This is a genomic window from Variovorax paradoxus, assembly GCF_009755665.1.
GTDB lineage: Bacteria > Pseudomonadota > Gammaproteobacteria > Burkholderiales > Burkholderiaceae_C > Variovorax > Variovorax paradoxus_G.
Window position 1 is genome coordinate 5167457 of sequence record NZ_CP046622.1, and the last position, 24230, is coordinate 5191686.

General features: G+C 63.8%; 31 protein-coding genes. 5 read left to right on the forward strand and 26 right to left on the reverse strand.

All coding sequences use genetic code 11. The annotated features are described in order from the left end of the window. The 23 genes from GOQ09_RS24090 to GOQ09_RS24200 form a co-directional block, all read right to left on the reverse strand. Positions 1 to 507: a peroxiredoxin gene (locus GOQ09_RS24090; RefSeq protein ID WP_126749144.1), complete on the reverse strand. Its 507-nt coding sequence runs from the start codon at positions 505 to 507 to the stop codon at positions 1 to 3. A 95-nt stretch (positions 508 to 602) separates the two neighbouring features. Continuing rightward, positions 603 to 872: a 30S ribosomal protein S17 gene (rpsQ, locus tag GOQ09_RS24095; RefSeq protein WP_015867662.1), complete on the reverse strand. Its 270-nt coding sequence runs from the start codon at positions 870 to 872 to the stop codon at positions 603 to 605. Positions 873 to 881: 9 nt separating this feature from the next. Next, on the reverse strand, positions 882 to 1091 hold the full coding sequence (gene rpmC / locus GOQ09_RS24100) for a 50S ribosomal protein L29 (protein WP_026284221.1): 210 nt from the start codon (positions 1089 to 1091) through the stop codon (positions 882 to 884). Between the two features lie 55 nt (positions 1092 to 1146). Continuing rightward, positions 1147 to 1563, reverse strand: coding sequence for a 50S ribosomal protein L16 (gene rplP, locus GOQ09_RS24105; protein WP_007838137.1), 417 nt, complete (start codon positions 1561 to 1563; stop codon positions 1147 to 1149). Between the two features lie 28 nt (positions 1564 to 1591). Continuing rightward, a complete protein-coding gene (gene rpsC, locus GOQ09_RS24110; protein ID WP_093017295.1) occupies positions 1592 to 2518 on the reverse strand; it encodes a 30S ribosomal protein S3 in 927 nt (308 codons plus the stop codon). A 17-nt stretch (positions 2519 to 2535) separates the two neighbouring features. Beyond that, positions 2536 to 2868: a 50S ribosomal protein L22 gene (rplV, locus tag GOQ09_RS24115; RefSeq protein ID WP_007838134.1), complete on the reverse strand. Its 333-nt coding sequence runs from the start codon at positions 2866 to 2868 to the stop codon at positions 2536 to 2538. Between the two features lie 9 nt (positions 2869 to 2877). Continuing rightward, positions 2878 to 3156, reverse strand: a complete 279-nt coding sequence (rpsS, locus tag GOQ09_RS24120; RefSeq protein WP_007838132.1) for a 30S ribosomal protein S19 — start codon at positions 3154 to 3156, stop codon at positions 2878 to 2880. Positions 3157 to 3166: 10 nt separating this feature from the next. Then, entirely contained in the window at positions 3167 to 3991 is an 825-nt protein-coding gene (gene rplB, locus GOQ09_RS24125) for a 50S ribosomal protein L2 (protein WP_015867666.1), read from the reverse strand. A gap of 2 nt (positions 3992 to 3993) precedes the next feature. Then, positions 3994 to 4329 carry a 50S ribosomal protein L23 gene (gene rplW, locus GOQ09_RS24130; RefSeq protein WP_007838129.1) on the reverse strand — a complete coding sequence of 112 codons (336 nt, stop codon included), beginning with the start codon at positions 4327 to 4329 and terminating at the stop codon, positions 3994 to 3996. Next, positions 4326 to 4946 carry a 50S ribosomal protein L4 gene (rplD, locus tag GOQ09_RS24135; protein WP_028259871.1) on the reverse strand — a complete coding sequence of 207 codons (621 nt, stop codon included), beginning with the start codon at positions 4944 to 4946 and terminating at the stop codon, positions 4326 to 4328. Before rplD ends, rplW begins: the two co-directional genes overlap by 4 nt. After that, positions 4946 to 5626, reverse strand: a complete 681-nt coding sequence (gene rplC, locus GOQ09_RS24140; protein WP_157616207.1) for a 50S ribosomal protein L3 — start codon at positions 5624 to 5626, stop codon at positions 4946 to 4948. The genes rplD and rplC overlap by 1 nt, the downstream gene beginning before the upstream one ends. Before the next feature lie 243 nt (positions 5627 to 5869). Then, positions 5870 to 6412 carry a hypothetical protein gene (locus tag GOQ09_RS24145; RefSeq protein ID WP_157616208.1) on the reverse strand — a complete coding sequence of 181 codons (543 nt, stop codon included), beginning with the start codon at positions 6410 to 6412 and terminating at the stop codon, positions 5870 to 5872. A gap of 14 nt (positions 6413 to 6426) precedes the next feature. Further along, on the reverse strand, positions 6427 to 7905 hold the full coding sequence (locus GOQ09_RS24150) for a hypothetical protein (protein ID WP_242630932.1): 1479 nt from the start codon (positions 7903 to 7905) through the stop codon (positions 6427 to 6429). Between the two features lie 269 nt (positions 7906 to 8174). Continuing rightward, a complete protein-coding gene (gene rpsJ / locus GOQ09_RS24155) occupies positions 8175 to 8489 on the reverse strand; it encodes a 30S ribosomal protein S10 (RefSeq protein ID WP_007838118.1) in 315 nt (104 codons plus the stop codon). A 21-nt stretch (positions 8490 to 8510) separates the two neighbouring features. Beyond that, positions 8511 to 9704, reverse strand: a complete 1194-nt coding sequence (gene tuf, locus GOQ09_RS24160) for an elongation factor Tu (RefSeq protein ID WP_124962315.1) — start codon at positions 9702 to 9704, stop codon at positions 8511 to 8513. A 195-nt stretch (positions 9705 to 9899) separates the two neighbouring features. Beyond that, positions 9900 to 11999 carry an elongation factor G gene (gene fusA, locus GOQ09_RS24165; RefSeq protein WP_157616209.1) on the reverse strand — a complete coding sequence of 700 codons (2100 nt, stop codon included), beginning with the start codon at positions 11997 to 11999 and terminating at the stop codon, positions 9900 to 9902. Positions 12000 to 12095: 96 nt separating this feature from the next. Beyond that, complete coding sequence (gene rpsG, locus GOQ09_RS24170) at positions 12096 to 12569, reverse strand: 30S ribosomal protein S7 (protein WP_007829591.1); 474 nt, start codon at positions 12567 to 12569, stop codon at positions 12096 to 12098. 150 nt (positions 12570 to 12719) lie between these two features. Beyond that, positions 12720 to 13097, reverse strand: a complete 378-nt coding sequence (rpsL, locus tag GOQ09_RS24175) for a 30S ribosomal protein S12 (RefSeq protein ID WP_013543948.1) — start codon at positions 13095 to 13097, stop codon at positions 12720 to 12722. A gap of 170 nt (positions 13098 to 13267) precedes the next feature. Beyond that, entirely contained in the window at positions 13268 to 14437 is a 1170-nt protein-coding gene (locus GOQ09_RS24180; RefSeq protein ID WP_157616210.1) for a D-alanyl-D-alanine carboxypeptidase family protein, read from the reverse strand. 38 nt (positions 14438 to 14475) lie between these two features. Further along, positions 14476 to 15108 carry an alpha/beta hydrolase gene (locus tag GOQ09_RS24185; protein ID WP_157616211.1) on the reverse strand — a complete coding sequence of 211 codons (633 nt, stop codon included), beginning with the start codon at positions 15106 to 15108 and terminating at the stop codon, positions 14476 to 14478. A gap of 72 nt (positions 15109 to 15180) precedes the next feature. Then, on the reverse strand, positions 15181 to 15534 hold the full coding sequence (locus tag GOQ09_RS24190; RefSeq protein ID WP_157616212.1) for a (2Fe-2S) ferredoxin domain-containing protein: 354 nt from the start codon (positions 15532 to 15534) through the stop codon (positions 15181 to 15183). A 31-nt stretch (positions 15535 to 15565) separates the two neighbouring features. After that, positions 15566 to 16675 carry a VanZ family protein gene (locus GOQ09_RS24195; protein WP_207309897.1) on the reverse strand — a complete coding sequence of 370 codons (1110 nt, stop codon included), beginning with the start codon at positions 16673 to 16675 and terminating at the stop codon, positions 15566 to 15568. 20 nt (positions 16676 to 16695) lie between these two features. Beyond that, positions 16696 to 17124 carry a CopD family protein gene (locus GOQ09_RS24200; RefSeq protein WP_157616213.1) on the reverse strand — a complete coding sequence of 143 codons (429 nt, stop codon included), beginning with the start codon at positions 17122 to 17124 and terminating at the stop codon, positions 16696 to 16698. A 368-nt stretch (positions 17125 to 17492) separates the two neighbouring features. Between GOQ09_RS24200 and hemB the strand changes: the two genes are divergently transcribed. Then, positions 17493 to 18482: a porphobilinogen synthase gene (gene hemB / locus GOQ09_RS24205; RefSeq protein WP_157616837.1), complete on the forward strand. Its 990-nt coding sequence runs from the start codon at positions 17493 to 17495 to the stop codon at positions 18480 to 18482. Between the two features lie 69 nt (positions 18483 to 18551). Beyond that, positions 18552 to 19712: a magnesium transporter CorA family protein gene (locus GOQ09_RS24210; RefSeq protein ID WP_157616214.1), complete on the forward strand. Its 1161-nt coding sequence runs from the start codon at positions 18552 to 18554 to the stop codon at positions 19710 to 19712. Positions 19713 to 19808: 96 nt separating this feature from the next. On the opposite strand, the gene GOQ09_RS24215 is transcribed toward GOQ09_RS24210, so the two are convergent. Continuing rightward, positions 19809 to 20177 carry a DUF4148 domain-containing protein gene (locus GOQ09_RS24215; protein ID WP_157616215.1) on the reverse strand — a complete coding sequence of 123 codons (369 nt, stop codon included), beginning with the start codon at positions 20175 to 20177 and terminating at the stop codon, positions 19809 to 19811. A 225-nt stretch (positions 20178 to 20402) separates the two neighbouring features. Between GOQ09_RS24215 and GOQ09_RS24220 the strand changes: the two genes are divergently transcribed. Continuing rightward, on the forward strand, positions 20403 to 21311 hold the full coding sequence (locus tag GOQ09_RS24220; RefSeq protein WP_157616216.1) for a LysR family transcriptional regulator: 909 nt from the start codon (positions 20403 to 20405) through the stop codon (positions 21309 to 21311). Positions 21312 to 21357: 46 nt separating this feature from the next. Here GOQ09_RS24220 and GOQ09_RS24225 read toward each other — a convergent pair whose 3' ends face one another. Beyond that, positions 21358 to 22041 (reverse strand): dienelactone hydrolase family protein, encoded by a 684-nt coding sequence (locus GOQ09_RS24225; protein WP_157616217.1) that lies wholly within the window; start codon positions 22039 to 22041, stop codon positions 21358 to 21360. A gap of 42 nt (positions 22042 to 22083) precedes the next feature. Further along, positions 22084 to 22683 carry a 2-hydroxychromene-2-carboxylate isomerase gene (locus GOQ09_RS24230; protein WP_157616218.1) on the reverse strand — a complete coding sequence of 200 codons (600 nt, stop codon included), beginning with the start codon at positions 22681 to 22683 and terminating at the stop codon, positions 22084 to 22086. A gap of 144 nt (positions 22684 to 22827) precedes the next feature. Here GOQ09_RS24230 and GOQ09_RS24235 point away from each other — a divergent pair, with 144 nt between their 5' ends. Both GOQ09_RS24235 and GOQ09_RS24240 read left to right on the forward strand, forming a co-directional pair. Next, entirely contained in the window at positions 22828 to 23574 is a 747-nt protein-coding gene (locus tag GOQ09_RS24235) for an SDR family oxidoreductase (protein WP_126749863.1), read from the forward strand. Between the two features lie 2 nt (positions 23575 to 23576). Next, complete coding sequence (locus GOQ09_RS24240) at positions 23577 to 24230, forward strand: MarC family protein (protein WP_015867683.1); 654 nt, start codon at positions 23577 to 23579, stop codon at positions 24228 to 24230.

Here is a 24230-nt window from a genome sequence, read left to right on the forward strand (position 1 = left end):
TCAGCCGCGGGCTTGCGCCAGCAGCGTCTCGGCGTTGCTGACCTCGAACTTGCCCGGAGCTTCGACGTTGAGCGCCGCGACCTTGCCATCCTTCACGAGCATCGAATAGCGGTTGCTGCGCAGGCCCATGCCGCGGGCGGTCAGGTCGAGCGTCAGGCCCGTCGCCTTGGCGAAATCGGCGCTGCCGTCGGCCAGCATGCGTACCTTGGTGCCGGTCTTCTGGTCGCGCGCCCAGGCGCCCATCACGAACGCGTCGTTCACGCTCACGCACCAGATCTCGTCCACGCCGGCGGCCTTGAAATCATCGAAGTGCTGCACATAGCCAGGCACGTGCTTGGCCGAGCAGGTGGGCGTGAAGGCGCCCGGCAGCGCGAACAGCGCGATGGTCTTGCCGGCCGTGGCCTTGCTCACGTCCACCGGGTTCGGGCCGATGCTGCAGCCTTCGCCCTCGACCTCGGAATATTCCTGCAGGGTTGCCGAAGGAAGGGTGTCGCCGACTTTGATCATCTAGATGCTCCTGAAAAAGAAAAACGGCCCACATTGTGGGCCGTTTCGGTTTGGGTTGCCTTCAAGAAGGCTTCCCGATGCAGATCAACCAGCGATCAGACCAGCACGGCCTTCTCGACCAGACGGGTCACGACCCAGTTCTTGGTCTTCGAGATCGGACGGCTTTCCGTGATCTCGATGGTGTCGCCCAGCTTGTACTCGCCCTTTTCGTCATGGGCGTGGTACTTGCTCGTCTTGGCCACGATCTTGCCGTAGAGCTCGTGCTTCACACGGCGCTCGACCAGCACGGTCACGGTCTTGGCACGCTTGTCGCTGACCACCTTGCCGATCAAGGTGCGCTTGAGGGATTTTTTAGCTTCCGTCATGTTCACTCCTTACTTGGCGGCTTGGGTTTCTTGCTGCTTCTGAGCAAGAATGGTCTTGGCGCGCGCGATGTCGCGGCGCGTCACGCGCAGCGTCGAGGTGTTCGACAGCTGTTGCGTGGCTTTCTGCATGCGCAGACCGAAATGGGCCTTCTGCAGGTCCTTGATTTCAGCTTGCAGGCCTGCGACGTCCTTCGTACGCAGGGTTGCAGCCTTGGTCACCTTGGCCGGAGCCGCGGTTTCTTTTTTCTTACGTGTTGCCATGGATGTTCTCCTCTCAGGCGCCGAGCTGGCGAGCGACGAACGTCGTACGCAGCGGAAGCTTGGCGGCGGCCAGGCGGAACGCTTCGCGGGCGAGTTCTTCGGGCACGCCGACGATCTCGAACACGATCTTGCCAGGCTGGATTTCAGCGACGTAGTACTCGGGGTTGCCCTTACCGTTACCCATCCGCACTTCGGCGGGCTTGGTAGAGATCGGCTTGTCCGGGAACACGCGGATCCAGATACGGCCACCGCGCTTCACGTGACGCGAAATCGCGCGGCGAGCGGCTTCGATCTGGCGCGCCGTGAGGCGGCCGCGGTCGGTGCATTTGAGACCGAAGTCACCGAACGCAACCGAGTTACCCGTGGTTGCGATGCCTGTGTTGCGGCCCTTTTGTTCCTTGCGGAACTTTCTGCGTGCAGGTTGCAGCATTTTTAATACTCCGTAGTTCTAAGACCGATCACTCGGTCTTGGCACCGTCAGCTGCTGCAGCTGGCGCGGCTTTGCGGACGCGCTTAACGGCGGGTTTCGAGTCTGCACCCGGAGCAGCGGGAGCTGCGCCAGTAGCTTCTGCGGGCTTGTCGCTGCCGTCGGCCGGTGCGGTGTTGCCACCGATCGGGCCACGGGCACCGGCGCGAGGGCCGGGACCACGACGGTCGCCACCCGGACGGTCGCCACCAGGACGGCCATCACGGCGGGGACCACGCGGACGACGCTCTTCGTCGGGACGCGGCGTTTCGACGGCCGGCAGGTCGTTACGACCCAGCGTGTCGCCCTTGTAGACCCAGACCTTGACGCCGATGACGCCGTAGGTGGTCTTGGCTTCCGAGGTGCCGTAGTCGATGTCGGCGCGCAGCGTGTGGAGGGGCACGCGACCTTCGCGATACCACTCGGTACGAGCGATTTCGATACCGTTCAGGCGGCCAGCCGACATGATCTTGATGCCTTGGGCACCCAGACGCATGGCGTTTTGCATGGCGCGCTTCATGGCGCGGCGGAACATGATCCGCTTTTCGAGCTGCTGCGTGATGCTGTCGGCGATCAGCTGGGCATCGATTTCGGGCTTGCGCACTTCTTCGATGTTCACTGCCACCGGCACGCCGAGCTGCTTGCCCAGTTCGCGCTTGAGGTTCTCGATGTCTTCGCCCTTCTTGCCGATCACGACGCCCGGACGAGCCGAGTAGATCGTGATGCGTGCGTTCTTGGCGGGACGCTCGATCATGACGCGCGACACCGAAGCGTTCTTCAGCTTCTTCTTGAGGTATTCGCGAACCTTGATGTCTTCGGCCAGCATGCCCGCGAAATCGCGGTCGCTTGCGTACCAGCGGCTGGACCAGTTACGGGTAACCGCAAGGCGGAAGCCGGTCGGATGGATTTTCTGTCCCATATTTCTTCCAGGCGTTCTTAGTTGCCAACCGTCACGTACACATGGCACGTGGGCTTGCTGATGCGGTTACCGCGACCCTTGGCTCGCGCCGTGAAGCGCTTGAGCGTTGCGCCCTGTTCGACGTAGATGGTCTTGACCTTCAGTTCGTCGATATCGGCGCCATCGTTGTGCTCGGCGTTGGCAATTGCCGACTCGAGCACCTTCTTGATGATCACAGCGGCTTTTTTCTGCGTGAATTGCAGAACGTTGAGCGCTTGATCAACCTTCTTGCCGCGGATCAGGTCAGCGACCAGACGGCCCTTGTCGACCGAGAGGCGGACACCGCGGAGGACTGCACGTGTTTCAGACATGGTCGTTCCTTACTTCTTCTGGACTTTCTTGTCCGCGGGGTGCCCCTTGAACGTGCGCGTGAGCGCAAATTCGCCGAGCTTGTGGCCGACCATCTGGTCGGTGATGTACACGGGCACGTGCTGCTTGCCGTTGTGCACGGCAATGGTCAGGCCGATGAACTCGGGCAGAACCATCGAGCGGCGCGACCAGGTCTTGATCGGCTTCTTGTCCTTCGTCGTCACGGCCTTGTCGGCCTTGGCCACGAGGTGATGGTCAACAAACGGACCCTTTTTGAGAGAGCGAGTCATTTGCTATCCCTTACTTCTTGCGGCGCGACACGATGAAGACCTGCGTGCGCTTGTTGTTACGGGTACGGTAGCCCTTGGTCAGGTTGCCCCATGGGTCGACAGGATGGCGGCCTTCGCCGGTCTTGCCTTCGCCACCACCGTGCGGGTGGTCGACCGGGTTCATCACCACGCCGCGAACGGTCGGGCGAATACCCATGTGACGCTTCACACCGGCCTTGCCGAGTTGGCGCAGGCTGTGCTCTTCGTTTGCGACTTCACCAATGGTGGCGCGGCATTCGATGTGGATGCGGCGCACCTCACCCGAACGCATACGGACCTGGGCGTAGACGCCTTCGCGAGCCAGCAGCGTGGCCGACGTGCCGGCCGAACGCGCGATCTGCGCGCCCTTGCCGGGCTGCAGTTCGATGCAGTGGATCGTCGAGCCGACCGGAATGTTGCGGATCGGCAGCGTGTTGCCGGCGCGGATCGGGGCTTCCGAACCGCTCAGCAGCGTTGCACCGGCTTCAAGACCGCGCGGGGCGATGATGTAGCGGCGCTCGCCGTCGGCGTAGCAGACCAGGGCAATGTGGGCGGTGCGGTTCGGGTCGTATTCGATACGTTCGACCTTGGCCGGGATGCCGTCCTTGTTGCGCACGAAGTCGACAACGCGGTAGTGGTGCTTGGCACCGCCGCCACGATGACGGATCGTGATGTGGCCGTTGTTGTTGCGGCCGGCCTTCTGGAACTGGGGCTCCAGCAGAGGCGCGTGAGGAGCACCCTTGAACAGGTGGTCCCGCGAAATCTTCACCGCGCCGCGTTGGCCCGGCGAAGTGGGTTTCATCTTGATGACGGCCATGATTAAGCGCCTTCCCCGACGAGGTTGAGCTCTTGACCGGGCTTCAGGGTCACATAGGCCTTGCGAACGTTGTCGCGGCGGCCGATGGACTTGCCAAAGCGCTTGGTCTTGCCCTTGGTGTTGAGCACCGACACGCCCTGGACTTCGACCTTGAACATCAGTTCGACAGCGGCCTTGATCTCGGGCTTGGTGGCGTCTTGCAGCACCTTGAAAGTGACAGCGTTCGACTTCTCGCCGACCATCGTGGCCTTTTCGGACACGATCGGGGCGACCAGCACCGCCATCAGGCGGCCTTCTTCGAACGTACGTTCAGCGGCGGTAGGGTTCACGCGGCTCATGCGAACATCTCCTTGAGCTTGTCGACGGCACCCTTGGTGACCAGCACCTTCTTGTAGTGAACCAGCGACACCGGATCGGCGTAACGGGGTTCGACCACGAGAACGTTCACCAGATTGCGCGAGGCAAGGTACAGGTTTTCGTCGACTTCTTCGGCGATCACGAGCACGGACTCGAGATTCATTGCCTTGAAACGGGCTGCCAGCGGCTTCGTCTTGGGCGAATCCACAGTCAGCGAATCCACCACGGCCAGACGGCCTTCGCGAGCGAGCTGCGAGAAGATGGCGGCCATGCCGGCGCGGTACATCTTCTTGTTGATCTTCTGCGAGAAGTTTTCGTCAGGCATGTTCGGGAAAATCCGGCCACCCCCGCGCCACAGCGGCGAGGACGTCATACCGGCACGGGCGCGGCCCGTTCCCTTTTGCTTGAAAGGCTTCTTGGTCGAGTGCTTGACCTGCTCGCGGTCCTTCTGGGCGCGCGTGCCTTGGCGGGCGTTGGCCTGGAACGCAACGACGATCTGGTGAACCAGGTCTTCGTTGTAGTCACGGCCGAACACGGTCTCGGGGGCGTCGTACTTCGACGCGGCCTGGCCTTGTTCGTTCAGGAGTTCGAGTTGCATTACTTCGCTCCTTCAGCCGCTTGCGGCTTGGCCTTGATGGCGGGACGCACGGTGACGAAGCCACCCTTTGCGCCCGGGATCGCGCCCTTGATGAGCAGCAGTTGACGCGCTTCGTCGATGCGGAACACATCGAGGTTCTGCGTCGTCTTGGTGACGTCGCCGAGGTGGCCCGTCATGCGCTTGCCGGGGAACACGCGACCGGGGTCTTGTGCCATGCCGATCGAGCCGGGAACGTTGTGCGAACGGCTGTTACCGTGCGACGCGCGTTGCGAGCTCATGTTGTGGCGCTTGATGGTACCGGCGTAGCCCTTACCGATCGAGGTGCCTTGCACGTCGACCTTCTGGCCCACGGAGAACACGCTGCTCGCGGCAATGACGCCACCAGCCTTGTGCTGACCTGCGGTATCGGCGGTCACGCGGAATTCGCGGATGATTTCACCAGCTTCGACACCCGCCTTGGCGAGGTGGCCGGCTTGGGGCTTGGTCACGCGCGATGCCTTGCGCGAACCGAACGTCACTTGCAGCGCGACGTAGCCGTCGGTCTCTTGCGACTTGATCTGGGTCACACGGTTGTTGGACACATCCACCACCGTGACAGGAACTGCGTCCCCGTCATCGGTGAAGAGACGCATCATCCCCACCTTGCGGCCCAGCAACCCGAGGGAGTTGCTCAGACTCATTTGTTTTCTCCAAAAATGGATCCTCTTTCGCCGCTGTCACTTCAATTGGCAACAGCGTTTAGCCGATCGCCCGAAGGCTTCCCGGCTTGCGGAAGAAGGTTGATAAATCTCCGCACTCATGGCATCCATAGGGACGCAACAAGGGCAGAGCCAGCGATTATAGCCCGCTATGCGGGCGCCGTGCAAGTAGCGTTGCGGGGCGGCCCAAAGGAGCTTTTTGCCCCGATTCGGGCCGCTTTTTGCTTATTTGACAGGCATCGTGATGATGCTGTCGCCCCCAGGGGTGGGCTTCATTTCACCGGTGGACTTGAGAGTTGGCGCCACCGAACCGGTCTGGATAGGGATCGAAACCGCGCTCGAGGCGCCATCCTGGGTGATGAACACATTGAGGTAGGCCAGGCCTTCGGCCTCGCTCACCACGGCAATCGTGGCCGTGGACCGCTTGCCCGCGGGCAGCGCGAGCGTGCTGCTTCCCTGTAGGGTGAGGCCACTGTCCGCAACCAGGCGGACCGTCGCACCATCAGCCGCAGTTACGTCGTCGAACTGCAGAACGACAGCCGTGGTCCGGCCGAGCTGAGGGGTCGATTCCAGGCGGTATTGGAGCTTGACCCCGGAACTGCCGGGTTTTTGCGGCGCCGTCGTCATGGGAGCGCTCCGCTGCTGCACGGCCGGATGCTTGGGCTTGGCGCTGCGCGCTCCGGGCTCGCCATCTGCCATGGCCGGTGCCGACATCGTGGCCAGCGTGAGGCATGCGACGGCCGTCACCGAACTCGAGCGGATGTTCATGGCAGCCCTTCTTGCTACTGGACGGAGACGTTGAAGCATGTCTGCGCTCCGGAATTGTTGAGGTCCGATACGGCAAGAACGTACTCGCCGGACGGAAGGCTGACGGTGCTGCTTTCCCGGGCAATCAATCCGCCCCTGAAGATGTCGAAATCGGGGCTTGCGCCAGGCGGCCCTCCGTCGACGACGATCTGATAGCTGCGGCTGGCGGGCGCGGTGAAGCGAAGGTAGGAAAAGCTGCCGTGCTTGTTGTCGCTTCCGGCCGTGTTGGAAACGCAAGCCTGCGTCGGGCTGCCGACGACGAGGGGCCTGTACATCGGCAGCGTGAGCGGAATTCCGCCGTCGTTCGTCTCCGCACCTCCGTAGGGGTCGTTCCCCGTCGCATTGATGCCTTGTCCCGCGAGCAGCGTGGCCAGCGACGGGGCGCTCGCTGGCGCCGCTGCATTGAAAGCAGCGGAGAACGGATGGATCGACGTGACCGCGGCGCCGCCCCTGAACTGAGCGCTGGTCAGCGTGTCATGGATGGGTTTGAAACCGACCTGTTGGTTGAGATTCCAGAAGATCGACTGGATCGAAGGTTCGCGGAACCAGCCCGGCGTTGTTGCGGCGCCTGCGGCAAGGTCGATATTGATGCTGAACTGCGCTGCCGACTGCTGGGGACCGCCCGAGTCGACATAGTTCCGGCGCTCGAGCGCGATGCCCGACCAGGCATTGCCCCAGCCTTCGGAAAAGGCCAGCCTGCGATCGAGGCGCTGGCTCTGCGAATGGGAGCCGCCCATCGAATCGTCACGGCTGAAGGCCGATTGGTAGTAGTGGCCCCATTCATGCGCGATCACCGAGTTGTCGTATTCGTCGGTGTCCACGTCTTCCTTGCCGAGCACGTAGATTTCGCGCCCGCTGTTTCTGCTGACAAAGAATGTGGTGCCGATCTGCCCCGCCGCAACGCTGCCGGGAGACGGCGCATTGTTGGCACTCCAGAACACACGCAGTGCCGGAAAAGCCGCCGCAGGCGCCGCCGATACTACTTTCTGCATCGAGGTGTAGACCGTGTCCAGGATGGCGAAAGGCGCCGCAACCCGGTCTTCGGTGTAGCTCGAACCACCCCAGCCCGAAGGCGCATGAAGGTCGCGCACGATCGCCGCGCTGCCCGATGAGAATGTCGGGCTCTGCATCGAGTACAGCGCATTGGACCGGGTGTTGTCTCGCACCGTCACATCCCAGCTCGGACCCGGGCCGCTGCGTGACAGTTGCGCTTTGATACGTACCGTAACCGCGGTGTTCGCGGGAACGGACACGGAGTAGGCGCCGTTGTCGTCGGTGGTTGCCGTGGCCAGTTGCGCGGAAGTGTCCCCATTGAGCACTTCCACCGCGGCGCCGCGCACGGGCCTTGGCGTGGAGCTGCCATAAACCAGGGTGCCGTTCGGATTCGGCACGGATTCATAGGTGGCCTTTCCGCTCACCGTGACCGAGCCCGCCGACGGGGGAGTGACAGGCAAGAACGGAATCCCGCCGCCCCCTCCACCGCCTCCACCGCCTCCGCCACCACCGCAGCCGGCCAGCAACGCTGCCGCTGCCATACATGCCATCACACCCGACGCCAAAGAGTTGCCATGTCTCATGCTGCGCTGCCTCGTTCCAGCCGACCACGCCTCAACTGATGAGGCCGCCGCCGGCGAGGATGCCACATCCGCGCGACAAAAGACAAAGCCCGCCTGCATTTCTGCAGGCGGGCTTTGTCACAAAATGCGGCACGAGGCCGCAACGTTTATTGCAGCTTGATTTCGACGTCCACACCGGCCGGCAGGTCGAGCTTCATCAGCGCGTCCACGGTCTTGTCGGTGGGGTCGACGATGTCCATCAGGCGCTGGTGCGTGCGGATCTCGAGCTGGTCGCGCGACGTCTTGTTGACGTGCGGCGAACGCAGGATGTCGAAACGCTTCATGCGGGTCGGCAGGGGCACGGGGCCCTTGACGATCGCGCCGGTGCGCTTGGCGGTATCGACGATTTCGGCTGCCGACTGGTCGATCAGCTTGTAGTCGAAAGCCTTCAGGCGGATGCGGATTTTTTGCTTGGTAGCCATGGTGATTCCTTTGCGTCCGGCTTAGATGTCGAGGATCTTTGCCACGACGCCCGAACCCACGGTGCGGCCGCCTTCACGGATGGCGAAGCGCAGGCCTTCTTCCATCGCGATCGGGTTGATCAGCTTCACGGTGATGCTGACGTTGTCGCCAGGCATGACCATTTCCTTGTCCTTGGGCAGCTCGATCGCGCCGGTCACGTCCGTCGTGCGGAAGTAGAACTGCGGACGGTAGTTGTTGAAGAACGGCGTGTGACGGCCGCCTTCGTCCTTGGACAGCACGTACACCTCGGCGGTGAAGTGCGTGTGCGGCTTGATCGAGCCGGGCTTGCACAGCACTTGGCCGCGCTCGACTTCTTCGCGCTTGGTGCCGCGCAGAAGCACGCCGACGTTGTCGCCCGCTTGACCTTGGTCGAGCAGCTTGCGGAACATTTCCACGCCGGTGCAGGTGGTCTTGACGGTCGGGCGAATGCCGACGATCTCGATTTCCTCGCCGACCTTGATCACGCCGCGCTCGACGGCGCCAGTCACCACGGTGCCGCGGCCGGAGATCGAGAACACGTCTTCCACAGGCATCAGGAAGGTGCCGTCCACGGCGCGCTCGGGCGTCGGGATGTAGCTGTCGAGGGCCTCGGCCAGCTTCATGATGGCTTCTTCACCGAGCTTGCCCTTGTCGCCTTCGAGGGCGAGCTTGGCCGAGCCGTGGATGATGGGGGTGTCGTCGCCAGGGAACTCGTACTTGTCGAGGAGTTCGCGCACTTCCATTTCGACCAGCTCGAGCAGTTCGGCGTCGTCGACCATGTCGCACTTGTTCAGGAAGACGATGATGTAGCCCACACCCACCTGGCGCGCCAGCAGGATGTGCTCGCGGGTCTGGGGCATGGGGCCGTCGGCGGCCGAGCACACGAGAATGGCGCCGTCCATCTGGGCTGCGCCGGTGATCATGTTCTTGACGTAGTCGGCGTGGCCGGGGCAGTCCACGTGGGCGTAGTGGCGGTTGGCCGTTTCGTACTCGACGTGGGCGGTGTTGATGGTGATGCCGCGGGCCTTTTCTTCGGGCGCCGCGTCGATCTGGTCGTAGGCCTTGGCTTCGCCGCCGAACTTGGCCGACAGCACCGTCGCGATCGCAGCCGTCAGCGTGGTCTTGCCGTGGTCAACGTGACCGATCGTGCCCACGTTCACGTGCGGCTTGGTGCGGGTGAATTTACCTTTTGCCATTTTTCAATCCTTGAAAGAGCATTCCCGTGCATTGGTTTTATGTCTGCACCCGATTGCTGGTTCGCCTCGCACGGGAACGCGGCGGCACCGGATCGCAGACAAGTTGGGCGGCGCCGTGCGCCACCCTACGTTCTTTTAGTCAGTTGGGGACAGAGCAAATTTGCTGCGCAAATCTTGGTCTGTCCCGCAAAGACATTACTTTGCGCGAGCAGCGACGATCGCTTCCGCAACGTTGCGCGGAGCTTCAGCGTAGTGCTTGAACTCCATCGTGTACGTGGCGCGGCCTTGCGACATCGAGCGCAGCGTGGTCGAGTAGCCGAACATTTCCGACAGCGGCACTTCGGCCTTGATGGCCTTGCCGCCACCGACCATGTCGTCCATGCCCTGCACCATGCCGCGGCGTGAGGACAGGTCGCCCATCACGTTGCCGGCGTAGTCTTCAGGCGTTTCGACTTCCACGGCCATCATCGGCTCGAGGATGACCGGGTTGGCCTTGCGGGCGCCTTCCTTGAAACCGAAGATCGCGGCCATCTTGAACGCCATTTCGTTCGAGTCCACGTCGTGGTACGAACCGAAGTGCAGCGTGACCTTGACGTCCACGACGGGGTAGCCCGCCAGCACGCCTTGCGTCAGTGCTTCCACAACGCCCTTTTCCACCGCGGGAATGTATTCGCGAGGAACCACACCGCCCTTGATGGCGTCGACGAATTCGAAGCCCTTGCCGGCTTCCTGCGGCTCGATCTTGAGCACGACGTGGCCGTACTGGCCCTTGCCGCCCGACTGGCGCACGAACTTGCCTTCGGCTTCTTCGACGGTCTTGCGGATCGTTTCGCGGTAGGCCACTTGCGGCTTGCCCACGTTGGCTTCCACGCCGAACTCGCGCTTCATGCGGTCCACGATGATTTCGAGGTGCAGCTCGCCCATGCCCGAAATGATGGTCTGGCCCGATTCTTCGTCGGTCTTGACGCGGAACGAGGGGTCTTCCTGCGCGAGGCGCTGCAGGGCGATACCCATCTTTTCCTGGTCGGCCTTGGTCTTGGGCTCGACGGCCTGCGAGATCACCGATTCCGGGAACACCATGCGCTCCAGCGTCACGACGGCATCCGGATCGCACAGGGTTTCGCCCGTGGTCACTTCCTTCAGGCCCACGCACGCGGCGATGTCGCCGGCGCGGATTTCGCTGACTTCTTCGCGGTTGTTCGCGTGCATTTGCACGATACGGCCGATACGCTCTTTCTTGCCGCGCACCGGGTTGTAGACGCTGTCGCCCTTGGAGAGCACGCCCGAATAAACGCGCACGAAGGTCAGCTGGCCCACGAACGGATCGGTCATCAGCTTGAACGCGAGCGCCGAGAACTTCTCTTCGTCGTCGGCCTTGCGCACCACCGGTGCTTCGCTTTCGTCGGTGCCGGCAACCGGGGGAATGTCGGTCGGTGCGGGCATGTATTCGATGACCGCGTCGAGCATGGCTTGCACGCCCTTGTTCTTGAAGGCCGAGCCGCACAGCATTGGCTGGATTTCACCGGCGATGGTGCGTTGGCGAATGGCCTTCTTGATTTCTTCCTCGGAGAGCTTCTCGCCTTCGAGGTACTTGTTCATCAGCTCTTCGCTGGCTTCGGCGGCGGCTTCGACCAGCTTCTCGTGGTACTCGTTGCAGACGTCGACCAGGTCGGCCGGGATCTCGCCGTAGGTGAAGGTCACACCCTTGTCTTCGTCCCAGATGATGGCCTTCATCTTCACGAGGTCGACGATGCCCTGGAACTTGTCTTCGGCGCCGATCGGGATCTGGATCACGACGGGGTTGGCCTTCAGGCGGTCGATCATCATCTGGCGAACGCGCAGGAAGTTCGCACCGGTGCGGTCCATCTTGTTGACGAACGCGAGGCGGGGCACCTTGTACTTGTTGGCCTGGCGCCAGACGGTTTCCGACTGGGGCTGCACGCCGCCAACGGCGTCGTACACCATCACGGCACCGTCCAGCACGCGCATCGAGCGCTCGACTTCAATGGTGAAGTCCACGTGGCCGGGGGTGTCGATGATGTTGATGCGGTGCTCGGGGAAATTCTGGGCCATGCCCTTCCAGAAGCAGGTGGTCGCAGCCGAGGTGATCGTGATGCCACGCTCTTGCTCTTGCTCCATCCAGTCCATCGTGGCGGCGCCATCGTGCACTTCACCGATCTTGTGGTTCACGCCGGTGTAGAACAGGATGCGCTCGGTCGTCGTGGTCTTGCCGGCGTCGATGTGCGCGGAGATGCCGATGTTGCGGTAGCGCTCGATGGGGGTCTTGCGGGACATGATTTACTTTCGGGTTAAATGCGTTGAGCGCTGGGCCTTGAGCACGGGCGACGTCGCCCGACACTCAATACCCAACGCCCAAGCGAAGTTTGATTTTTAGAAGCGGAAGTGGCTGAAAGCCCGGTTGGCTTCTGCCATGCGGTGCACTTCGTCGCGCTTCTTCATGGCGCCGCCACGGCCTTCGGTGGCTTCCATCAGTTCGTTGGCCAAACGCAGGGCCATCGACTTTTCGCCGCGCTTGCGAGCGGCTTCCTTGATCCAGCGCATCGAGAGCGCCAGACGGCGCACCGGACGCACTTCGACCGGCACCTGGTAGTTGGCACCGCCAACGCGGCGCGACTTGACTTCGACCATCGGCTTCACGTTGTTGATGGCAACGGTGAAAGCTTCGAGCGGGTCCTTGTCGGGGTTCTTCTTTTCGATGAAGTCGAGCGCGCCATAAATGATGCGCTCGGCTACCGCCTTCTTGCCGCCTTCCATGATCACGTTCATGAATTTCGACAGTTCGACATTGCCGTACTTGGGATCCGGCAGGATTTCACGTTTGGGGACTTCGCGACGACGTGGCATGTTACTAACCTCTTTGCTTCAGTTGGCGCCGCTTCCGGCACCGCGAGAGCCATTCCGGACTCTCACTTACTCGACCCGACAGTGGGTCACTTCGTTCGATGTGCCCGCCAAGGCAACCGAACACCGCTTGTTTTTTGACGACAGGAAGGCTTAAGCCTTCTTGGGGCGCTTGGCGCCGTACTTGGAGCGCGACTGCTTGCGGTCTTTCACGCCTTGCAAGTCGAGCGAACCGCGCACGATGTGGTAGCGAACACCGGGCAAGTCCTTGACGCGACCGCCGCGAACCAGCACGACGCTGTGTTCTTGCAGGTTGTGGCCTTCGCCGCCGATGTAGGAAATGACTTCGAAGCCATTGGTCAGACGGACCTTGGCAACTTTACGAAGCGCCGAGTTGGGCTTCTTTGGCGTCGTGGTGTAGACGCGGGTGCAGACACCGCGGCGTTGCGGCGAGTTCTGCATGGCAGGGCTCTTCGAATTGATCTTTTCGACCGTTCGACCCTGACGCACCAGTTGATTGATGGTTGGCATGAATGAATTAGTCCCAAAACAACCCGGCCTTGGCTGTAAACCGCCCTTGTCGTGACTCAAGGAGGCCGGGAATAACGAAAACGTGAAACCCTTCGGAAAATTCCGAAAAGCCCACGAGTATAGCAGTCGCCCCCGTTACCGGCAAATGAATGGCACGACGGCGCGCGAAATTACTTGATCCAGAGCCGCACGGCGTCCCAGGCGCGGCCGAAGACACCCGCTTGCTCGACGCCTTCCAGCGCCACCAGCGGAACGTCGGCCAGGGGCTGGTCGTCCAGGGTCACCTTGAGCGAGCCCACAGGCTGGAACTTGGTGAACGGCGCCACCAGTGGCTCGGGGCGCGCCACCTGGGTCTTGATCTTGCTGGCGGTACCGGCTGGTACCGCAACCACGATGGCTTCGGGCCGGCCAAGCTTGAGGGTATTGGCCTTGCCCTTCCAGACCGCCGGCGTGGCAGCCGGCTGGCCGGCATCGAACAGGCGAACGGCGTCGTAGGCGGTGTAGCCCCAGTTCAGCAGTTTTTGCGACTCGTTGGCGCGCACGGTCTCACCCGAAGTGCCCAGCACGATCGACAGCAGGCGGCGGCCGCCGGTCAGGTTGGGAAAGTCGCGCTTGGCCGTGGCAATCATGCAATAGCCCGCGGCGTCGGTATGGCCGGTCTTGAGGCCGTCCACCGTCGGATCGCGGAACAGCAACAGGTTGCGGTTGGTGTCGTTGGTGGAAGGTGTGCCCGGGTAGCGGTACTTCTTGATGGCGTAGTACTTGGCTTCTTCCGGGAAGTCGCGCACCAGGCGTGTCGCGAGAATGCTCAGGTCGCGGGCCGTGGTGGTGTGGCCGGGCGCGGTCAGGCCTTCGGGGTTCTTGTAGGTCGTGTTCTTCATGCCCAGCGCCTTGGCTTGCGCGTTCATGAGCTCGACAAAGTGCTCCACGGTGCCGCCGACGCCTTCGGCCAGCGCCACGGTGGCGTCGTTGCCCGACTGCACGATCAGTCCCTTGATCAGGTCTTCGACCGGCACCTGCATCTTGGGGTCGATGAACATGCGGGAGCCCGGCATCTTCCAGGCGCGCTGGCTGACCGGGAAGGTCTGGTTCAGCGTGATCTTCTTGGCGCGCAAGGCATCGAACACGATGTACGCCGACATCAGCTTGGTGAGCGAGGCGGGCTCGACGGGGCTGTCGATGTCTTTCTGCGCCAGGATCTGGTTGGCTGTGACGTCGAGCAGCAGGTAGCTGCGCGCGGCAATTTCGGGCGGCGCCGGCACCTGGGCGGCAGCAATCATGCAAACCGATGCGGCGGCGGCGAGCACCAGCGCGCGAAATGCGTCAAAAAAACGATTCATGGGAAAAATTGGAGAAAACGAAACAAGCCCGCGGGGCTTCATGCGGCGCCCGCGCGCAGATGGCGGACGACCAAGCTTTTGAGCAGCGGCAATTGTCCGTGAAAGAAATGGCCGCCCCCGGGGACAACCGTGACAGGAAGTGACTGCGGCCGCGCCCAGTCCATGACGGCCGCCAGCGACACCGTGTCGTCAGCTTCGCCGTGGACCACCAACGTGCGCTCGTGCGCCTCGGCGGGCAGCGTGGCCACCGAGAAGCGCGAAGCCGCCGTTCCCACCAGCACGAGTTGCCGCACGTCGCGCGAAGCCCAGAGCTTTTCGGCCGCGCAGCTCGCAACGAAAGCGCCGAACGAAAACCCTGCAATGGCCAGCGGTCCCTCTGCGGCCAGCTGGCCCACCACATCGAGCATGTCCTCGCACTCGCCGCGGCCCTCGTCGTGCGCGCCTTCGCTCGCGCCCACGCCGCGGAAGTTGAAGCGCACCGCCGTCCAGCCGCAGGCGACGAAAGCACGCGCCAGGGTCTGCACCACCTTGTTGTCCATGGTGCCGCCGAACAACGGATGGGGATGGGCGATGACCGCAATGCCGCGGGAGGCGTCGGCCGGCAGATCGCGCTGGACCTCGATGACGCCGGCGGCGCCTTGGAGACGGATGTTTTCGGTCTGGGAGTTCATGGTGCAAGGATCAGGACTGCATGGCCGCGGCGCGCCGAGCGCACGGTACGAGCGCGGAATTTCGGAAAAAGTTCAGCGGCCCACATCAGGAGGCAGCAAGAGGCGCTCGACGACTTCGCCGTTCTTCAGATGCGACTCGACGATTTCATCGATGTCGTCGGCATCGACAAAGGTGTACCAGACCGCTTCGGGGTAAACCACCGCCACGGGGCCGCCCGCGCAGCGGTCGAGGCAGCCCGCCTTGTTGACCCGCACCTTGCCCGGCCCGGCCAGCCCCGCTTCCTTGACCTTTGCCTTGCAGCGGTCGAAGCCCTGCTGGGCGTTGTGCAGCGCGCAACTGTCCTCCCCGTTCTTGCGCTCGTTCAGGCAAAAGAAGATGTGGCGGCCGTAGTAGCCGCGCGGCGCGGCAGAGGTGGAACTGGGCATCGGTAGATTTTAGTGACGCCCGCCGTTCGCTTCAGGCGACTGCCTTGCCTCGCCGCGACAGCGCGGCCACCACATAGGCAAGCACCGCAAACGGCCAGAGCCAACCCAGCCACTGCGCCAGGCCGTGAAAGCGGATGAAGCGCCCCTGCTCCCAGGTGGCCAGCGTCTGCGCGAAATACGCGCTCTCGGGCGCCTGGTTCAACAGGCTCAGCTGAATGACAAGCCCCACCAGCAGCAAGGCCGCGCACAGCCGGCGCGGCGCGCCCAGCAACAACACGCCCACGAAAAGAGCCGTTGCGATGCCCACCTGCACCGGCAGGCCCAGCCAGGCCCAGGCGTGCTCGGGCCCATAGCTCAGCGCCGCCGACAGCGCCGACGCGCCAATGCCCGCCAGCAGCGTGAGCGGCAGCAGCACGGCGCGCCGCACGACCGTGCGCGTCACCAGGAAAGCCAGCAGGCAGGGCACCAGCGCGCCGAGCATCACGCACAGCAGCTCGGCAGCGGGCACCAGCGGCTCGAGTTCGAACTGGCGCAGCGGCATCCAGTCGATGAAAGGTGTGTCGAGCAGCCACTCGGAGATTGCGACCTCCAGCCGCTCGAATACCTGGCCGAGGCCGAACGTCACCGCCGCCGGAAACAACAGGGCGAACGGCCACAGCGCCAGCAGCACCAGTGCGCCGCGCGAATCGTCGACGAACCACTGCGAGCGCGTACGGCTCCAGTGCGCTACCGCACCCAGGCGCTCGAGCCCAGCGGCCAGCATCGCCCCCAGAAGAGCGCCGGAAGTATTCAGGCCCAGATCCACATTGGAAGGAATGCGCGCCGGGAGATAGCTTTGCAGCGTCTCCATGGCAAAGGCCAGCGCCGCGCCGGCCAGGGTGGCGCGCAGCATCGCGCGCCAGCCGCTGGCGTCCTGGCGAGTGCGCAACACGGCCAGCGCACACAGGAACCCGAAGGGAACGTAGCCCGCGACATTGACCGCGAAATCGAAGCCCGTCCAGTATTTGGGCCAGGACGCCGACAGGTACGCCCAAGGCGCAATGCCCTGGTCGCGCCAGTCGGCAAACGGATACAGGCTGGCGTAGACGATCAGCGCCGCATAGGCGAGCGCAAGAGGCAGCGCGGCGGACTTGTGCTGCATCTCCACCTTCGACACCGGGCTCAGAACGGCTTGACGACCACCAGCACCACGATGCCGAGCAGCAGCAGGACAGGCAGTTCATTGAACCAGCGAAACCAGCGGTCGTTGCGCCGGTTGCCGCCTGCGATGAAACGCCGCAGCAGTACCGCGCAACCATGGTGATAGCCGATGGCCACGAGCACCAGGGCCAGCTTGGCATGCATCCAGCCATTGCCGGGACCGCGCCCGATGCCGTAGCCCAGCCAGAGCCACAGGCCGAATCCCAGCGCCGGGACGGCCAGGAAAGTCGTGAAGCGCAGCAGCTTGCGCGCCATCAGCAGCAGACGCTCACGCTCCGCGACGGACTCGGGCGGCACCATCGCCAGGTTGACGAAGATCCGCGGGAGATAGAACAACCCCGCGAACCAGCTGGCAATGAATACGATGTGAAGAGATTTGACCCAGAGCATGGAGGCAGTTTAGTGGCCGGCTGCGCCACCCACCGGCCTTTGCCTGCCGAGCCGATGCCAGCGGCAGGCAAAAAAAAGCCCGACGTCTTCACGCCGGGCTGGGAAGCCCTTTTGCTGTCACACATCAAGGCACCCGCTCAGGGAGGAAAAGCGGGGAGCGGCAAGCCGCCCGCTTCAGAATTTAACAAAGACGAAACAAGGTTTCAAGCGACTCAGCCACTTTCTTTAACATTTTTATAGAAAAAAAGAGAACCTTTGAGCTACTAATTTGTCCTGTTATCAGACAACTGCTGCTGCCGAGCCATGCCGCAGTTCCGCGCTTCAGGCACAATTTTCGGCCTATGACGCGCCCTTCCCCCTCCTTCGCCATGTACCCGGCCGGCCGGCCCCGCCGCTTGCGCCGCGATACTTTCACCCGCAACCTGGTCAGGGAGCACACGTTGACGGCGCACGACCTCATCTACCCCGTGTTCGTGCAGGAAGGTGAAAAAAAGCGCGATGCCGTGTCGTCGATGCCGGGCGTGGAGCGCCTGAGTCTCGACCTGTTGCTGCCGGTGGCGGAGCAGTGCGTGGAAGCCGGCATTCCGGTGATGGCGCTTTTCCCGGTGATCGATGCAGGCCTCAAGACGCCCGGCGGCGACGAGGCTTTCAACCCCGACGGGCTCATTCCGCGCGTGGTCGCCGCCCTGAAGGCGCGCTTTCCGGAGCTTGGCGTGATGACCGACGTGGCGCTCGACCCCTACACCAGCCACGGCCAGGACGGCCTGCTCGACGACACCGGCTACATCATCAATGACGCCACTGTTGAAGTTCTGACGAAGCAGGCGCTCACACAGTCGCTGGCGGGCGTCGACATCGTGGCGCCCAGCGACATGATGGACGGGCGCATCGGCGCCATTCGTACCGCGCTGGAGTCCCGCGGCGACGTTCACACCCGGATCATGGCCTACAGCGCCAAGTACGCCAGCGCCTTCTACGGCCCGTTCCGCGATGCCGTGGGCTCGGCCGCCACGCTCGGCAAGAGCAACAAGAAGGTCTACCAGATGGACCCGGGCAACAGCGACGAGGCGCTGCGCGAGGTGGCGCTCGACATTGCCGAAGGCGCCGACATGGTGATGGTCAAGCCCGGCATGCCGTACCTGGACATCGTGCGCCGCGTGAAAGACGAGTTCCACGTGCCCACCTTCGCCTACCAGGTGAGCGGCGAATACGCGATGCTCAAGGCCGCCGCACAGAACGGCTGGCTCGACCACGACGCGGTCATGCTCGAAAGCCTGCTTGCCTTCAAGCGCGCGGGCGCCGACGGCGTACTCACCTACTTTGCGCTTGACGCCGCGCGCTTGCTACAAAAACAATAGCTCCCCCACCCTTGCGCCCGCAGCGCGGGCCGATCGGGATTTCCCAAAAAAGAGCAACAGGGCGGGCCCATGCGCATCTTCGAAATCACCCGCTCCCAAGTGAGCGAGCATCCGGCGCTGGCGCCGCTCACGGCGCCGGGCGCTTGCGCCGCCCAAGGCTATCTCTGGATTTCTCTCACGCGGGACGAGTTTCGCGCGTCGCTCACTGAAGTCCAGCAGATCCTGCAGTCCCTCTGCCTCACGCAGTTGGTCGATCTGCACGTCGCCGACTTGCTCAACGACCAGTTGCCTTCGCATTACGACTACACATCGCAATATGACGTGCTGGTGTTCCGGCGCCTTTCGGCCGGGCCGGGCCAGGCGGCGCTGGGCAACGGCAAGGGCACCTCGGGCGGCGAGCCGCCCCTGCCCACGCCGTCGCGGCGCGGCCCGCCGGTGCTGCGCCGGGTCGATACCCGGCCGGTGGGTTTTGCGCTGTTCGACCGCGTGCTGCTGTCGGTGCATCCGGAGGACGGCGCGGTGCGCGACGCGTTTGCCGCCCGCCTGCTGGCCGCGGGGTCGCCGGACGACAAGGGCGCCCCGGCGCTCGACGTGCGGGCCACTTCGGCGCGCGTGCCCACCGGCACCGCCGACCTGATGCTGCGCGTCATCAACCAGATCGTCGACGGCTACCTCGACATGCGCCGCGAACTCACCCGCCAGCTCGACCATTGGCAAACCGAGCTGATCGATCCGCGCAGCCGCTTTACCAACTGGGGCGCGCTGATGGAAGCGCGGCAGTCGCTGCATCACCTGGACGAAATCTGCGAAGACCAGCGCGCTGCCATTCAGGACTGGATCGATTCGCTGGAGACGCTGCCATCGCCCAAAAACGAAGCCGAGCAGCGCGAGCGGGAACTGATCATGGTGCGCAGCCGCGACGTGCTCGAGCACATCGAACGCGTGGTGCACCACGTGCACCGGCTGGAGCAGAACGCCGAAACCGCGGTGCAGATGCATTTCAGCGTTCAGGGGCACCGCGCCAACGACATCATGCGGGTGCTCACCGTGCTGACGGCCATCTTCCTGCCGCTCAATCTCATTGCCGGCATCTTCGGCATGAACTTTGAATTCATTCCGCTGGTGCACAAGGCGGACGGGTTCTGGATTGCGATGGGCGCAATGCTGGTCATCGCGCTGGTGCTGGTCGTGGTGTTCTGGCGCAAGCGCTACCTTGCGCGCACGCGTTGAGCGCCGGCCCCTCTTCCCACATCCCCAAAGCAAAAAGGCCACGCAGTTGCGTGGCCTTTTTTAGTGCTGGCCGCACGGGCCGCAAATTCGCCTGGCTTACTTGGCGACGGCGCCCGAGCCTTGCTGGGCTTGAACGCGTGCGTCCATCGGGTGGGGCATCGTCGAGATGACCTTGCTGTTGACGCGCGAGCCGCCGGTCACGTTCTGGTCGGGGGTGTAGGCGGTGCGAATTGCTTCGGCTTCGACCAGGGCGCGGTCCTTCGACACGGCGACCGTTTCCGGGCCGCGCGAGCCGCGGGTCACGTTCTGGTTCGGAGCCGATGCGGTGCGCACGGATTCCGCGTTCACTTCGTCACGGCTCTTGCTCGAGACGGCGGTGTTCACGCCTTCGTAGGATTCGGCTTGGGCGCCAGTGGCGGCCAGCACGGCGATAGCTGCTGCGGCGAGGATGTGCGAGGTCTTCATTTTCAGTTCCTTGTGTTCGTTGGATGGTTCGTCCACCAGGCTCGCTGGCTGCTCACCTGTGCGGCGAGTTTCCAACTGAATAGACGCTTCAAAACACGTGGAACAGAGACACCGTGTTTCCTCTATTGAAACAATGACAACCCGAAGGCATGCACTCGATTCGGCGCGTTCCCTGGAAAATCGGCGCATGCCGCTCCCGGAACGGAAACCAATAGGCGCTTCGACATGGACAGTCTCGATCTGATCAGAACCTTCCGGGAGGTTGCTTCGCACGGCAGCTTTTCGCATGCGGCCAAGAAGCTCGACATGTCGAAAGCCACCGTCAGCAAGTATGTGGCCGAACTCGAAACACGCTTCGGCGTGCGTCTTCTCAACCGGTCCACGCGTTCCGTGAGCCTGACCGATGCCGGGCAACTGCTGCTCGAGCGCAGCACCCCGGTGCTCGAAATGGTGGAGCTCACGCAGGCCGAGCTGCAGGAGCGCGCCACGCAGCCCGGCGGCCGGTTGCGCATTTCGGCGCCGCACGGCATGGGCAACGGTGAATTTCCGGGCCTTTTGGCCGACTTCATGCGCTACTACCCGGATGTGAGCATCAGCCTTCAGCTCACCAATCGCGCGGTCGATCTCGCCGAGGAAGGCATCGACGTCGACATCCGCAGCGGCCCGGTCACCGACGACAACTTGATCGTCCGCAAACTGATGCTCATGGAAATGGTCGTCTGCGCCTCGCCCGTGTACTGGAAGAAGCATGGCAAGCCCGATCACCCGAGCGAGCTTGCCGGACATGACGCGCTCACCCACTCGCGGCTGGGCGCCCAGCCAGTCTGGCGCTTCGAGGACGGCGGCCAACCGTTGGACGTGCCGGTGAAAAGCCGCATGGACTGCACCGAGGGCGCGCCGCTGATCCGGGTTGCGATGCGCGGCTTCGGCGTGATCTACCTGCCGTCGATCCTCGTGCAGTCGCACATCGACGACGGCGAACTGGTGCCGGTGCTGCAGGGCTATGCGCGGCAGGACATGTGGCTCTCGGCCGCGTATTTGCAGCGGCGCCACAACAGCGCCGCCCTGCGCGCCTTGCTGGACTTTCTCCAGACCCGTGTCGGGAAGGGGCCCGGCTCGCAAAAGAAAAAATAAAAAGCCCGGCAGTGCCGGGCTTCGTTTGGCACAGACTCGGGCTCGCTCAGCCGACGTGCTTGGCAAAAAACTCCAGCGTGCGCGCACGCGCCAGCTTGGCGGCCTCGGCGTTGTACGAGCCCCGCTGGTCGCAGTTGAAGCCGTGGCCCGATTCGTAGACATGCACTTCCACCTCGGGGTGCGCCTTCTTGAACGCCTCGATGGTGTCCAGCGGAATCCAGTGGTCCTGGTTACCGAAATGCGCCAGCACCGGCACCTTGGGCTGGCGCGCGGCTTCTTCCGGCGTGGTCATCCCGCCGCCGTAGTAGGGCGCCGCTGCGGCAAGCCCGGGGAGCAGGCTTGCGGCGCGCCACACCAGGAGGCCGCCCCAGCAAAAACCGACGATGCCCACCTTGCCGGCCTTCGCCGCATAGGCCACGGCGGCCTCGATGTCTTGCAGCACGCCCGGCGCGGGCAGCGCCTCGACTGCCGTCTTCAGCGCGAAGCCGGCCTTCATGTCCTCGTCGCTGTAGCCGAGCTCCACACCGGGCTTCACGCGATGAAAGGTCGAGGGCGAAACCGCGAGATAGCCGTCCGCCGCATAGCCGTCCGCCACCGAGCGGATGTGCGAGTTGACGCCGAAGATCTCCGGCACCACGACCACTGCGCCGCGCGGCTTGCCGGCGGGTTCGGCCACGTAGGCGGGGAAGGTGAAGCCGTCCTTGGCTTTCAGATCGATGAATTGACCCATGATGTCTTGCTCCTTGATGGCAACTGAAAAAAGAAGGCCAGGTTACGGGCGAAGCGCCCGCTCGACGAAGTCGAGGCGGTCCTGCCCCCAGAAGATTTCACCGTCGATCACGTAGCTTGGCGCGCCGAACACCTGGATGTCGATCGCCTCCTGCGTGTAGGCCTCGTAGCGCTCCTGCACCGCCTGGCTCTGCGACTGCTCCGCGCGCTTGGGCGACAGCCCGCATTCGACCACCAGCGAATCGAGCACCTTAGGGTCGCCGATGTTGCGCTCCTGCACCCACACGGCCGCGAACACCGCGGCACACATGCGCATGGCGGCCTCGGTGCCGTCGTGCATGTCGACTGCGATGATGACCCGGGCCGCGTCGTCGCTGGCCACCGGAAAGAACTTCGGCCTGGTGTTCAGCGGCAGGCCGAGATGGCGCGAACAGCGTGCGAGGTCGACCAGCCGGTACGCCTGGCGCTGCGGCGCGCGCTTGCCCAGCGGCAGCCCGCCCGACACCGGGAACACGCTGCCCAGGTCGATCGGCCGCACGCGCACCGTGGCGCCCGCGGCCGCGGCGATCGCGGCAAACCGGGAATGCCCCAGATAGGTCCACGGGCTCTGTGGCGCAAAGTAATAGTCAATCGTCTTGTGCATTCAATAACCTCCGTGCTTCGCACCGCGGTGCGAGCTTGCTTGGGGCGGCCCGGCGCGGCGCTCACGCTCATGCGCTGGCCCTCGATGATGTAATCCAGGCCAACGGTTTTAACTGACACGCAGTTTCTCTGCAGGAGGTGGGTTTTGGACCAGGTGCTCTTGATCACGGGCGGCAGCCGCGGCATCGGCGCCGCCACGGCCCTGCTGGCGGCGCAGCGCGGCTACGCGGTGGCCGTCAACTACGCGAACAACTCGCTCGCCGCCGACGAGGTGGTGCGCGTCATCCGCGCGGGCGGCGGCAGCGCCATGGCCGTGCAGGCCGACGTGGGCGACGAGGCCCAGGTGCTGGCCATGTTCGAGAAGGTCGACGCCAAGCTTGGCCGCCTCACGGCGCTCGTCAACAATGCCGGCGTGGTCGACGTGCAGGCGCGCGTCGAGCAAATGAGCGTGGCGCGCCTGGAGCGCATGTTCCGCATCAACGTGATCGGCAGCTTCATCTGCGCGCGCGAAGCAGTCAGGCGCATGAGCACCCGGCACGGCGGTTCGGGCGGCGCGATCGTCAACATCTCCAGCGGCGCCGCGCGGCTGGGCTCACCCGACCAGTACGTCGACTACGCGGCCAGCAAGGGCGCGATCGACACCTTCACCATCGGCCTGGCCAAGGAGGTCGCCGCCGAGGGCATTCGCGTGAATGCGGTGCGCCCGGGGCTCATCGACACCGAAATCCACGCGTCGGGCGGCATGCCCGACCGCGCCTTCGAACTGGCACCCACCGTACCGATGCAGCGCACCGGCAGCGCCGAAGAAATTGCCGGCGCCATCCTGTGGCTGCTGTCCGCCGAGGCCAGCTACACCACCATGGCCCTGCTCGACGTCACGGGGGGAAGATAGCGATGAGCACCTCGATGGACCTGATCAAGCCGCTGGTCACGCTGGTGGCCATCGTCAACCCGCTGGCCATCGTGCCCTTCTTCATCCACTACACGCAGGGGTATTCGGATGCGCAGCGGCGGCATACGGTGCGCATGTCGGCTTTCAGCGCCTTCGTGGTCATTGCGGTCAGCGCGCTGATCGGGCTGCAACTGCTGGCGTTCTTCGGCATTTCGATTGCCAGCTTCCAGGTGGGCGGCGGCCTGTTGCTGCTCATGAGCTCGCTGTCGATGCTCAATGCCAAGCCGGCGGAGAGCAAGACCAACGTCGAAGAGCTGCGCGCCACCGAGGTAAAGGCATCCATGGGCGCGTCCATCGCAGTGGTGCCGCTCACCATCCCGCTGCTCACCGGCCCGGCCACCATATCCACGGTGGTGATCTACGCCGACAAGACGCAGCACCTGTGGGAACTCGGCTTGTTGGTCGGCTACGGAGTGGTGGTGGCGCTGGCCACCGCGCTGGCGTTTTCGCTTGCGCAGCCGATCGCACGCGTGCTCGGCAAGACCGGCATCAACATCATGACGCGGCTCATGGGCCTGATCCTCGCCGCGCTTGCGGTCGAGGTCATGGCCGACGGCCTCGGCAAGCTGTTTCCCATTCTTCAGCGCGTGGGCTGA